Here is a 12,593-nt window from a genome sequence, read left to right on the forward strand (position 1 = left end):
GGTCACTCATACTTCCGCGAGGTCTCAACTCGGATAAGACCCACGGCCAACCCTGTGTTCGATGTTGATCCGCTGGCGGGAAGTGGACTATACCTGTCGCACGCTTCACCCGATCCGCACATCACCACCCGCACTTTCCTGCACGACCCAGCTTGACCCGATCGCGGTGCCGGGAAGGATCCGGTTCACCGCCTGAGTCCTGGAGAAGGCGAGGACTTGAGCATGGGATCCACTTCCGCCGAGAACCACGGCACCGAGGGTGTCGGCCGCCGTGATCTGATCAAAAGGTCTGCCGCGCTCGGGCTGATCTCCGTCCCCACCATGAGCTTCCTGTCCGCCTGCGCCAGCAGCGGCGGCGACGACAGCGGGGACAAGGCCAAGGCCGGCAAGAAGACCGCGAAGAACCCGCTCGCCGTCAACGACACGGCCGGCATGGAATTCGTCCTGTTCGACGGCGGCTTCGGCAAGGAGTACGCCGAGGACGCCGTGAAGATCTACGAGAAGAACTTCCCCAAGGCGTCGGTGAAGTTCTCCGCCACCCAGAAGATCCAGTCCACCCTCCAGCCCCGCTTCAACCAGGGCACCCCGCCGGACCTCATCGACAACTCCGGCGCCGAGCAGATGGACATGGGCGTCCTGGTCGGCAAGAACCAGCTCACCGACCTCACCCCGCTGCTGGACGCGCCCTCCTACGACGACCCGAGCAAGAAGGTCCGCGACACGCTGCGCCCCGGCATCGTGGAGATGGGCCAGTTCGACGGCGAGAAGGTCTGGATCCTCTACTACGCCTACACGGTGTACGGCGTCTGGTACTCGCAGAAGGCCCTGGACTCGCTCGACGAGCAGTACCCGGAGACCTGGGACCAGATGCTCGCCGTCTGCGCGAAGGCCAAGAAGAAGGGCATGGCGGGCTGGACGTACGCGGGCAAATACCCGTACTACATCCCCTTTTCCCTCTACCCGATGATCGGCAAGGTCGGCGGCCGCGAGGTCCTCGACGCGATCGACAACCTGGAGCCGAACGCCTGGAAGCACCCGGCCGTCAAGGCCTGCTTCGAGGCGTACTACGAGCTCTACAAGAAGGGCTACGTCCTCAAGGGCACCCCGGGCCTGGACCACATTCAGTCGCAGACCGCCTGGGCCGAGGGCAAGGCGCTGTTCATCCCGAACGGCTCCTGGGTGGAGAACGAGTCGGCCAACGTCATCCCCGACGACTTCGATCTGGCCGTCTCCGCGCCCACCGGCCTCGACTCCTCCGACAAGATGCCCTTCGGCACCATCTGGGCCTCCGGCGGCGAGCCCTTCATCGTCCCGGCCAAGGCGAAGAACGCGGCCGGCGGCATGGAGCAGCTGCGCATCATGCTCAGTGAGGCGTCGTCCAAGAACTTCACCGGCAAGGTGAAATCTCTGACCGCGTACAACGGCGGCACCGACGGCATCTCCCTGACCCCCGGCCTCAAATCCGGCGTCGCGGCACTGGACAAGGCGGGCGAGAACGTGGTGAATCCCCGCCTGCAGGACTGGTATGTGCAGTTGCAGAAGGAGAAGATCGGTGTGTCCGGTCTGGGCGAGATGATGGCCGGCCGCCTCACCCCGGCCGAAGCCATCAAGAAGATCCAGGGCTTCGCCGACGAGGCGGCCAAGGACGACTCCATCAAGCACTACAAGCACCAGTAACAGCAACGGAAACCCATTTTCCGCAACGGCACCGGAGTGGCGATGCAGCACGGCAAGTACCGGTTCATCGTGGGCTTCCTAGCGCTGCCCCTGGGACTGTACGCGCTCTTCGTGGTCTGGCCGTTCATCCAGTCCATCTACTACTCGTTCACGGACTGGACCGGCCTGAGCCCCGAATTCAAGATGGTCGGTTTCGACAACTACAGCCGGATGCTCGACGACGACATCTTCTGGAAGTCGTTGCAGCACAGCCTGCTGTTCGCCCTCCTGCTGCCGGTGGTGACGATCGGCCTCGCGCTGTTCTTCGCCTTCATGATCAACGTAGGCGGCAGAAAGCGGAGAAACGGCCCCGTCGTCACCGGTGTCCGCGGCTCCGGCTTCTACAAAATCGTCTACTTCTTCCCGCAGGTCCTCTCGATCGCCATCGTCGCGCTGCTGTTCGCGTTCGCGTACAACCCGGACAGCGGCGCGATCAACTCACTCCTGCGCGGCATCGGCCTGGACGACGTCCAGCCCCTCTGGCTGGGCGACCCCGATCTGGCCCTCTGGGCGGTGATGGGAGTCCTCGTCTGGTCCACGGTCGGCTTCTTCGTGGTCCTCTTCTCCGCCGGCATGGCCTCCATCCCGGCGGAGATGTACGAGGCCGCGCTGCTGGACGGCGCGAACCGCGTCACCACGTTCTTCCGGGTCACCCTGCCCCTCCTGTGGGACACGGTGCAGTCCGGCTGGGTCTACATGGGCATCCTCGCCCTGGGCGCCGAGTCGTTCGCGGTCGTGCAGATCATGACGACCGGCCCGGGCGGCCCCGACTACTCGACCACCGTCATGGTCCTGTACGTGTACCAGAAGGCGTTCCGTGACGGGCAGGCCGCCTACGCCACCACCATCGGTGTCGCCCTGCTCGTCGTCACGCTGGCCTTCGCCGCCGTGGTGATGAGGCTGGGCCGTCGCGAGCGGCTGGAGTACTGACCCATGAAGACGACCGAAACCCCCGCGCCGCTGCCGGCCGAGTCCGGCGCACCGATCACCAAGACGGACCTCCGGCCGCCCCCTCCCGCCAAGGAGAAGAAGGAGGGCACGGTCCTCAACGTCTTCTCCCACGGCGTCCTGGTCATCTGGGCGTTCATGGTGGTCCTGCCGCTGCTCTGGGCGGTCATGACGTCCTTCAAGGACGACCGCTCCATCTTCAGCTCTCCCTGGTCGCTCCCGGACTCCCTGCACTTCGACAACTGGTCGCGGGCGTGGACCCAGGCCAACATGAGCGACTACTTCCTCAACACGGTCCTCGTGGTCGGCGGTTCACTCGTCGGAACCCTGGTCCTGGGCTCCATGGCGGCGTACGTCCTGGCCCGTTTCGACTTCCCGGGCAACCGCTTCATCTACTTCCTGTTCATCGGCGGCATGAGCTTCCCGATCATGCTCGCTCTGGTCCCGCTGTTCTACGTCGTGAACAACATGGGCCTGCTGAACACCATCCACGGCCTGATCCTGGTCTACATCGCCTACTCGCTGCCGTTCACGGTGTTCTTCCTCACGGCGTTCTTCCGCACGCTGCCGACGTCGATCGCCGAGGCGGCCTTCGTCGACGGGGCCTCCCACAGCCGCACGTTCTTCCAGATCATGCTGCCCATGGCCAAGCCGGGCCTGATCAGCGTCGGCATCTTCAACTTCCTGGGCCAGTGGAACCAGTACATGCTCCCCACGGTCCTCAACACCGACCCCGACAAGCGGGTCCTCACCCAGGGCCTGGTCCAGCTGGCGGTCAGCCAGGGTTACAAGGGCGACTGGTCGGGCCTCTTCGCGGGCCTCGTGATGGCGATGCTGCCGGTGCTGGCGGCGTACATCATCTTCCAGCGGCAGGTGGTGCAGGGGCTGACGGCGGGCGCGCTGAAGTAGCCCGGCCGAGCTGCGGTACCGGCCGGTGCCCACGACTCGGCGTCACAGCTGAGGCCGGGTGGGGCGGCAGCCCGGCGGAACGGGGTGCCTCCCCCAAGCTCTCGGCTTCGCTCGAGCAGGGGGGACCCCCACGCCCACCCGTGCCGCCCTTAGCGGCACGCATGCCCGCAGCGGGGGCCGCCCGCACCCGCGTACGGCGAGAAGGGGCCGTGTCGGGGGGTGTCCGCCCGCAGCGGTTGGCGCGTCAACGCCAGTCAGGTCGGTGTGAGACCTCATCGCGCCGTTCCGAGGACGGGCACCCCCCGGCGCGGCCCCGACCCACCACCCACCGCTGGGCGAACCCGCACCGACAGAAAGCGCGAACCCCCACGTAGCCCTGCGCAACCACCCGCATACCCCTCGGAATCAGTTCAACCTCTTGACGGGAGGCAACCCGAACGGCTCAGCTTAGAGTTCACTAGTTGGACATAGACGGGGCCTCATCGAAGCGGCCCCGCGCGCAGGAGGTCGTCGTGGAGACTCCGGGGTCGCAGTCATCGCTGCACCGAGCCAACCTGGAGCGGGTCGTACGAGCCGTGCGCCTGGCGGGCTCCCTCACCCAGGCCGAGATCGCCCGGACGACGGGTCTGTCCGCCGCGACGGTCTCCAACATCGTCCGGGAATTGAAGGAGGGCGGCACCGTCGAGGTCACACCGACCTCCGCCGGCGGCCGCCGCGCCCGCAGCGTGTCGCTGAGCGGCGACGCCGGCATCGTCATCGGCGTCGACTTCGGCCACACCCACCTCCGCGTCGCCATCGGCAACCTCGCCCACCAGGTCCTCGCCGAGGAGTCCGAGCCCCTGGACGTGGACGCCTCGTCCACCCAGGGCTTCGACCGCGCGGAACAGCTGGTCACACGCCTGATCGAAGCCACCGGCGTGGACCGCTCCAAGATCGCCGGCGTCGGCCTCGGCGTCCCCGGCCCCATCGACGTGGAGTCCGGCACCCTCGGCTCGACCGCCATCCTCCCGGGATGGACCGGCACCAAGCCCGCCGAGGAGCTGCGCGACCGCCTCGGCGTGCCCGTGCACGTGGACAACGACGCCAACCTCGGCGCCCTCGGCGAGATGGTCTGGGGCAGCGGCCGGGGCGTCCGCGACCTGGCCTACATCAAGGTCGCCAGCGGCGTCGGCGCAGGCCTGGTGATCAGCGGCAAGATCTACCGGGGCCCCGGCGGCACTGCCGGAGAAATCGGGCATATTACACTCGATGAATCCGGCCCGGTCTGCCGCTGCGGCAACCGCGGCTGCCTGGAGACCTTCGCGGCCGCGCGCTACGTACTCCCGCTCCTCCAGTCCAGTCACGGCACCGATCTGACCATGGAGGGCGTCGTACGGCTGGCGCGGGACGGAGATCCGGGCTGCCGTCGGGTGATCGCCGACGTCGGCCGCCACATCGGCAGTGGAGTGGCCAACCTCTGCAATCTGCTGAACCCGAGCCGCGTGGTCCTCGGCGGTGATCTCGCCGAGGCCGGTGAGCTGGTCCTCGGGCCGATCCGGGAGTCTGTCGGCCGCTACGCCATCCCCAGTGCGGCACGCCAGTTGTCCGTTCTCCCCGGGGCCCTCGGCGGCCGTGCGGAGGTGCTCGGAGCGCTCGCCCTCGCCCTCAGCGAGATGGGCGATTCGACCCTTCTGGACGGTACTGCTCCCGGTGCGCTCCAGGCAGTCACCCCTGCCTTCACTTAGAGAACGGATGGCACCGTTGCCATCTCGTTAAGGATTTACTTCTTGACGTCGCACGTGTGGCCGAGTTGACTTCCAGCCACCTCGGCCGCAATGTCGCGGCCTCGTCAGGGAGGTTTCTAGAAGTGAACACGCGTATGCGCCGCGCCGCCATTGCCGTTGCCGCCACCGCCATGGCTGTTTCCCTCGCCGCCTGTGGCAGCGCCAAGGAGGCCGACGGCGGTAGCGACTCCTCGAAGGACGCGGCCGCCAAGAAGGGCGACAACATCAAGGTCGGTCTCCTGCTGCCGGAGAACCAGACCGCGCGTTACGAGAAGTTCGACCGGGTCCTGATCGAGAAGCAGATCAAGGAGCTCACGAACAACAAGGGCGAGGTCGTCTACGCCAACGCCAAGCAGGACGCCACGGTCCAGAACCAGCAGGTCGAGACCATGATCACCAACAAGGTGGACGTGCTGATCGTGGACGCGGTGGACGCCAAGGCCATCGCCAACTCGGTGAAGAAGGCCAAGGACGCCGGCATCCCGGTCGTCGCCTACGACCGCCTGGCCGAGGGCCCGATCGACGCCTACACCTCGTTCGACAACGAGCAGGTCGGCAAGACCCAGGGCGAGGCCCTGCTGAAGGCCCTGGGGGACAAGGCCAAGGACGGGCAGATCGTCATGATGAACGGGTCGATCACCGACCCGAACGCCGCCCTGTTCAAGAAGGGCGCCCACTCCGTGCTCGACGGCAAGGTGAAGGTCGGCAAGGAGTACGACACCAAGGAGTGGAAGCCGGAGAACGCCAACAAGAACATGGAGGGCGCCATCTCCGCCCTCGGCAAGGACAAGATCGTCGGCGTCTACTCCGCCAACGACGGCATGGCGGGCGGCATCATCACCGCCCTGAAGGCCGGCGGCTTCGACAAGCTGCCGCCCGTCACCGGCCAGGACGCCGAACTCGCCGGTGTGCAGCGCATCGTCGCCGGTGAGCAGTACATGAGCGTCTACAAGCCGTACGCCCCCGAGGCCGAGGCCGCCGCGAAGATGGCCGTCGCGCTGGCTCACGGCGAGTCGCTCGACTCCGTTGCCAAGGACAAGGTCGACAGCCCCACCACCAAGGGCGTCCCCTCCGTCCTCGTCCCGGTCGTCTCGCTGACCCAGGAGAACATCAAGGACACCGTGATCAAGGACGGCGTCTACACGGTCAACGAGATCTGCACCGGCAAGTTCAAGGCGGCCTGCGACAAGCTCGGCCTCAAGTAGGCGGTCCCGCGACTCCCGCGGGCCGCACGGCCCGCGGAACGAGCGCGCACAGCTCCTCCGGCGCCCCGCACACAACAGCCCCGCAAGCTAGGCGGGGCGCCGGGTGGAACCCTTCTCACTCTTCTGCAACAACCTCCCGCCGGGTCAGGCGGCGAAGGAGATGGTTCACGTGTCCGCTACGCCCGTGCTGGCGTTGCGCGGGGTCTCCAAGCGATTCGGTGCCGTCCAGGCGCTCACCGACGTAGAGCTTGAGGTCCACGCCGGTGAAGTGGTCGCCCTGGTCGGCGACAACGGAGCCGGAAAGTCCACGCTGGTCAAGACGATCGCCGGCGTGCACCCCATCGATGAGGGCGTCATCGAATGGGACGGCAAGGCCGTCCAGATCAACAAGCCGCACGACGCCCAGAACCTCGGCATCGCGACCGTCTACCAGGACCTCGCGCTGTGCGACAACATCGACGTCGTCGGCAACCTCTACCTCGGCCGGGAGGTCCGCAGGCGCGGTGTCCTCGACGAGGTCGAGATGGAGCGCCGCTCCCGCGAGCTGCTGCAGACGCTGTCGATCCGCATCCCCAGCGTCCGTATCCCGATCGCCTCGCTCTCCGGCGGGCAGCGCCAGACCGTGGCCATCGCCCGGTCCATGCTCGGTGAGCCGAAGCTGGTCATTCTCGACGAGCCCACCGCCGCCCTCGGCGTCGAGCAGACCGCGCAGGTTCTCGACCTCGTGGAGCGGCTTCGCGAACGCGGTCATGCGGTGATCCTCATCAGTCACAACATGGCCGACGTCAAGGCCGTCGCGGACAAGGTCGCCGTGCTGCGCCTCGGCCGCAACAACGGCGTCTTCGAGGTCAAGTCGACGTCGCAGGAAGAGATCATCTCCGCCATCACCGGTGCCACGGACAACGCCGTGACCCGCCGTGCGGCGCGCAGCAACGGGGAGGCTCAGAAGTGAGCATCGACAAGACCTCCACGCCCACCGACGAGCACGCCGTGGAGAACCCCGAGGCCGCCGCCGGTTCCGACACCGCCGTCGACCCCCGGCTGCTCGTCCGGGAGCAGGGCCTCGCCGGCTACCTCGGCGAGTTCAAGCGCAAGATCCGCGGCGGTGACCTGGGCTCGATCCCCGTCGTCGTCGGCCTGGTCGTCATCTGCGTCATCTTCCAGAGCCTGAACCCGGCTTTCCTGTCCGCGAAGAACCTCAACGACATCTCCGTCGCCATGGTCGCGACCGGCATGATGTCCGTGGGCATCATCTTCGTGCTGCTGCTGGGGGAGATCGACCTGTCGGTCGGCTCGGTCAGCGGTGTCTCCGGTGCCGTCTTCGCCGTTCTCTCCGTCAGCCACGGAGTGAACGAATGGCTCGCTCTGCTGATCGCCGTCGTCGGCGGTGCGCTGATCGGCGCCCTGCACGGCTTCTTCTTCGCGAGGATCGGGGCACCGGCCTTCGCGGTCACCCTGGCGGGGCTGCTGTTCTGGAACGGCTTCATGCTCCAACTGCTGGGCCAGAACGGCACGATCAACATCGACAGCGACGGCGTGGTCGGGCAGCTGACCACGCACTACTTCTCCGATGTAGCCGCCGCGTACGGCCTCGCGACGCTCGCAGTCGCCGGCTACTTCGTCTCCGCGTTCCTCGACAGCCGCCGCCGCGAGGCCGCCGGCGTCCCGTCCCGGCCGCTGAGCGACATCCTGCTGCGCACCGGTCTGCTGGCCGTCGTCGCCTACGCTGCCGCGATCATGTTCAACCAGTACAAGGGCCTGCCCCTGGCCCTGCTGCTGTTCCTCGTCGTCCTGGTCGCCATGGACTTCCTGGTCCGCCGCACCCCGTACGGCCGTAAGGTGTTCGCACTCGGCGGCAGCGTCGAGGCGTCCCGCCGCGCGGGCATCAACGTCGTCGCCGTCCGTGTCTCGGTGTTCGCCCTCGCGGGCCTGTTCGCCGCGGTCGGAGGCCTGTTCTGGGCCTCCAAGATCGCGGCCGCCAACCAGAGCGCCGGCGCCGGCGACCTGCTGATGAACGTCATCGCGGCGGCCGTCATCGGCGGTACCAGCCTCTTCGGCGGGCGCGGCCGCATCTGGAACGCCCTGCTCGGTGTCATGGTGATCACGTCGATCCAGTACGGCCTGGCCCTGCAGGGAACCGGCGCGCCCGTCCAGTACATGATCACCGGTGGCGTGCTGCTGGCGACCGTGGTCATCGACTCGGTCACCCGTAAGACGCAGCGGACCGCGGGTCGCGCCTGACACCGCCGACCTCCGTTACCGGAACCTGTGCCCGGCACCCATGGCGGTGCCGGGCACAGCCGTGTCGTAGAGCGGGCCGTAGCGGGGTACGGCAGATCGGGTGACGTATGACGCACCGCCCGGACACCTTCCACCGTGGCGGAACATTAGACTCGACGAGCCCGGCAACAGCTCTACTGCAAGGAGGCACGGGTGCCGCTGCTGACCCGTATCAGGGGACCGCGCGATCTGGACCGGCTCAACCTGGAGGAGCTGAACCAGCTGGCGGAGGAGATCCGGAGCTTCCTTGTCGAAGCGGTCTCCAAGACCGGCGGTCACCTCGGCCCCAACCTCGGCGTGGTGGAGCTCACCATCGCCCTGCACCGGGTCTTCGACTCGCCCCGGGACAAGGTGCTTTGGGACACCGGCCACCAGTCCTACGTCCACAAGCTGCTCACCGGCCGCCAGGACTTCTCGAAGCTGAAGATGAAGGGCGGCCTGTCCGGCTACCCCTCGCAGGCCGAGTCCGAGCACGACGTGATCGAGAACTCGCACGCCTCGACCGTCCTCGGCTGGGCCGACGGCATCGCCAAGGCCAACCAGATCCTGGAGCGCGACGACCACGTCGTGGCCGTGATCGGTGACGGCGCGCTGACCGGCGGCATGGCCTGGGAGGCGCTGAACAACATCGCCGACGCCAAGGACCGCCCGCTCGTCATCGTCGTCAACGACAACGAGCGCTCCTACGCGCCGACCATCGGCGGCCTCGCCAACCACCTCGCGACGCTGCGCACGACGGACGGCTACGAGCGCTTCCTGGCCCGCACCAAGGAGGTCCTGGAGCGCACCCCCGTCGTCGGGCAGGCGCTCTACGACACCCTGCACGGCGCCAAGAAGGGCCTGAAGGACTTCATCGCCCCGCAGGGCATGTTCGAGGACCTCGGTCTGAAGTACGTCGGTCCGATCGACGGGCACGACCTCGAGGCCCTGGAGTCCGCGCTCGCCAAGGCCAAGCGGTTCGGCGGGCCGGTCATCGTGCACTGCCTCACCGAGAAGGGCCGCGGCTACCAGCCCGCCCTCCAGGACGAGGCGGACCGCTTCCACGCCGTCGGCAAGATCCACCCCGACACGGGCCTGCCGATCGCCAGCTCCGGCGCCGACTGGACCTCCGTGTTCGGCGAGGAGATGGTCAAGCTCGGCGAGGAGCGCGAGGACATCGTGGCCATCACGGCCGCCATGCTCCAGCCCGTGGGCCTGGACAAGTTCGCCAAGCGCTTCCCCAAACGGGTCTACGACGTCGGCATCGCCGAGCAGCACGGCGCCGTCTCCGCGGCCGGCCTGGCCACGGGCGGGGTGCACCCGGTGTTCGCCGTCTACGCCACCTTCCTCAACCGCGCCTTCGACCAGGTGCTGATGGACGTGGCCCTGCACAAGTGCGGCGTCACCTTCGTGCTCGACCGGGCCGGGGTCACCGGCACCGACGGCGCCTCCCACAACGGCATGTGGGACATGTCGATCCTTCAGGTCGTGCCCGGACTGCGGCTGGCCGCACCGCGTGACGCCGACCAGGTCCGCGCGCAGCTGCGCGAGGCCGTCGCCGTCGACGACGCGCCGACCGTGGTCCGCTTCTCCAAGGGCGCCGTCGGCCCCGCCGTGCCCGCCGTGCGACGCGTGGGCGGCATGGACGTGCTGCGCGAGCCCGGCACCGACCGGCCGGACGTCCTGCTGGTCTCCGTCGGTGCCCTCGCGCCGATGTGCCTGGAGATCGCCGGCCTGCTCGACAAGCAGGGCATCTCCACGACCGTCGTCGACCCGCGCTGGGTCAAGCCCGTTGACGAGGCCATGGCCCCGCTCGCCGAGCAGCACCGTGTGGTCGTCACCGTCGAGGACAACAGCCGGGTCGGTGGTGTGGGCTCGGCGATCGCGCAGGCGCTGCGTGACGCGGGCGTGGACGTGCCGCTGCGTGACTTCGGCATCCCGCCGCGGTTCCTCGACCACGCCTCGCGTGCCGAGGTCCTGGCCGAGATCGGTCTCACCGCGCCGGACATCGCCCGGCAGGTGACCGGGCTGGTCGCCCGCCTCGACGGCCGCTACGAGCGGTCCGCCGCGGACGCTGTGGAATCCGCGCGCGACTGACACCGCTGAATGGGCCGGTTTCACCACCGTGAAGGGTGGTGAAACCGGCCCAATGGCGTGAATCCTCCCCCGTCGGGGCATACGGATGGTGCCCCCTCTCGATCATGTCGAGGACGACAAGCGTGGGAGGTAACCCCGTGAGCAGTACCCTCTTCCGGACGAAGAAGGTCGAGCAGTCCCTCCTCGACACCGAGGAACCAGAGCACGCACTCAAGAAGTCCTTGTCCGCCCTGGATCTGACGGTCTTCGGCGTCGGTGTGATCATCGGCACCGGCATCTTCGTTCTCACCGGCACCGTCGCCAAGAACAACGCCGGGCCGGCCACGGCCCTGGCGTTCGTGGCGGCCGGCGTCGCCTGCGCCCTGGCCGCGCTCTGTTACGCCGAGTTCGCGTCCACGGTCCCGGTCGCCGGATCCGCCTACACGTTCTCCTACGCCTCCCTCGGAGAGCTTCCCGCCTGGATCATCGGCTGGGACCTGGTCCTGGAGTTCGCGCTGGGGACGGCGGTGGTCGCCGTCGGCTGGTCGGGCTACATCCAGTCGCTGATGGAGAACGCGGGCTGGACGATGCCCGCGGGGCTGGGCAGCCGGGAGGGCGCCGACACCTTCGGCTTCGACATCCTCGCCGCGGCGCTCGTCCTCGTCCTCACCGCCATCCTCGTGGTCGGCATGAAGCTGTCCGCGCGGATCACGTCGGTCGTCGTCGCCATCAAGGTGACCGTCGTCCTCGTCGTGATCATCGCGGGTGCGTTCCTCATCGAGGGCAAGAACTACGACCCGTTCATCCCGAAGGAGAAGCCGGTGGAGGCGGGGTCGAGCCTCGACTCCCCACTGATCCAGTTGATGTTCGGCTGGGCGCCCTCGAACTTCGGCGTGATGGGCATCTTCACCGCGGCCTCGGTCGTGTTCTTCGCCTTCATCGGCTTCGACGTCGTGGCCACGGCCGCGGAGGAGACCAAGAACCCGCAGCGCGACATGCCGCGCGGCATCCTCGGCTCCCTCGTGATCTGCACGACGCTGTACGTCCTCGTGTCGATCGTCGTCACCGGCATGCAGCACTACAGCCAGTTGTCCGTCGACGCGCCGCTGGCCGACGCCTTCAAGGCGACCGGGCATCCGTGGTTCGCGGGCTTCATCAGCTTCGGCGCCGCGGTCGGCCTGACGACGGTGTGCATGATCCTGCTGCTGGGGCAGACCCGGGTGTTCTTCGCGATGAGCCGGGACGGGCTGCTGCCGCGGTTCTTCTCGCGCGTCCACCCGCGGTTCAAGACGCCGCACCGGCCGACGATCCTGCTCGGCGTGATCATCGCGGTCCTCGCCGGGTTCACACCGCTGACGGAGCTGGCCGCGCTGGTGAACATCGGCACGCTGTTCGCCTTCGTGGTCGTCGCCATCGGTGTGATCATCCTGCGCAAGAGCCGCCCCGACCTGCCGCGGGCGTTCCGTACGCCGTGGGTGCCGGTCATTCCGATCCTGTCGGTGTGCGCCTCGCTGTGGCTGATGATCAACCTGCCCGCCGAGACGTGGGTCCGCTTCGCCATCTGGATGGCCGCCGGCTTCCTCGTCTACTTCCTGTACGGCCGTACTCACAGCCGTCTCGCACGCGGCGAAGCGAGCGAGGAACAGCCGAGCGCGGGCGGCGGCACGGCTTAGGCTCCGCCTTCGCCTTCGCCTTGGCGGGGGGTGTGGGTCGGGGC

At 67.8% G+C, this 12,593-nt stretch carries 9 protein-coding genes; all 9 read left to right on the top strand.

Annotated features, from left to right (window positions below):
• Nucleotides 1–222: 222 nt before the first annotated feature.
• The 9 genes from ngcE to K4G64_RS07185 all read left to right on the top strand — a co-directional run bounded on the left by ngcE (nt 223) and on the right by K4G64_RS07185 (nt 12,549).
• A complete protein-coding gene (ngcE, locus tag K4G64_RS07145) occupies nt 223–1,677 on the top strand; it encodes an N-acetylglucosamine/diacetylchitobiose ABC transporter substrate-binding protein (protein WP_221755177.1) in 1,455 nt (484 codons plus the stop codon).
• Between the two features lie 42 nt (nt 1,678–1,719).
• Nucleotides 1,720–2,646 (top strand): carbohydrate ABC transporter permease, encoded by a 927-nt coding sequence (locus tag K4G64_RS07150; protein ID WP_221755178.1) that lies wholly within the window; start codon nt 1,720–1,722, stop codon nt 2,644–2,646.
• 3 nt (nt 2,647–2,649) lie between these two features.
• A complete protein-coding gene (locus K4G64_RS07155) occupies nt 2,650–3,573 on the top strand; it encodes a carbohydrate ABC transporter permease (protein ID WP_221755179.1) in 924 nt (307 codons plus the stop codon).
• Nucleotides 3,574–4,085: 512 nt separating this feature from the next.
• Complete coding sequence (locus K4G64_RS07160; RefSeq protein ID WP_221755180.1) at nt 4,086–5,297, top strand: ROK family transcriptional regulator; 1,212 nt, start codon at nt 4,086–4,088, stop codon at nt 5,295–5,297.
• A gap of 134 nt (nt 5,298–5,431) precedes the next feature.
• Entirely contained in the window at nt 5,432–6,541 is a 1,110-nt protein-coding gene (locus K4G64_RS07165) for a substrate-binding domain-containing protein (RefSeq protein ID WP_221755186.1), read from the top strand.
• A 160-nt stretch (nt 6,542–6,701) separates the two neighbouring features.
• Entirely contained in the window at nt 6,702–7,493 is a 792-nt protein-coding gene (locus K4G64_RS07170) for an ATP-binding cassette domain-containing protein (RefSeq protein WP_221755181.1), read from the top strand.
• Nucleotides 7,490–8,782 (top strand): sugar ABC transporter permease, encoded by a 1,293-nt coding sequence (locus K4G64_RS07175; protein ID WP_221755182.1) that lies wholly within the window; start codon nt 7,490–7,492, stop codon nt 8,780–8,782. The genes K4G64_RS07170 and K4G64_RS07175 overlap by 4 nt, the downstream gene beginning before the upstream one ends.
• Nucleotides 8,783–8,974: 192 nt before the next feature.
• Nucleotides 8,975–10,897 carry a 1-deoxy-D-xylulose-5-phosphate synthase gene (gene dxs / locus K4G64_RS07180; protein ID WP_062929676.1) on the top strand — a complete coding sequence of 641 codons (1,923 nt, stop codon included), beginning with the start codon at nt 8,975–8,977 and terminating at the stop codon, nt 10,895–10,897.
• Nucleotides 10,898–11,034: 137 nt separating this feature from the next.
• Complete coding sequence (locus K4G64_RS07185) at nt 11,035–12,549, top strand: amino acid permease (protein WP_221755183.1); 1,515 nt, start codon at nt 11,035–11,037, stop codon at nt 12,547–12,549.
• The last annotated feature ends 44 nt before the right edge of the window (nt 12,550–12,593 follow it).

This window comes from Streptomyces sp. WAC04114, from assembly GCF_019733245.1.
GTDB classification, from domain to species: domain Bacteria; phylum Actinomycetota; class Actinomycetes; order Streptomycetales; family Streptomycetaceae; genus Streptomyces; species Streptomyces massasporeus_A.

Excerpts from the sequence above, each read along its gene's own strand:
- K4G64_RS07170 (WP_221755181.1), top strand. The coding sequence starts at position 6,702 with ATGGTTCACGTGTCCGCTACGCCCGTGCTGGCGTTGCGCGGGGTCTCC.
- K4G64_RS07155 (WP_221755179.1), top strand. The coding sequence starts at position 2,650 with ATGAAGACGACCGAAACCCCCGCGCCGCTGCCGGCCGAGTCCGGCGCA.
- K4G64_RS07150 (WP_221755178.1), top strand. The coding sequence starts at position 1,720 with ATGCAGCACGGCAAGTACCGGTTCATCGTGGGCTTCCTAGCGCTGCCC.
- ngcE (WP_221755177.1), top strand. The coding sequence starts at position 223 with ATGGGATCCACTTCCGCCGAGAACCACGGCACCGAGGGTGTCGGCCGC.
- K4G64_RS07165 (WP_221755186.1), top strand. The coding sequence starts at position 5,432 with ATGCGCCGCGCCGCCATTGCCGTTGCCGCCACCGCCATGGCTGTTTCC.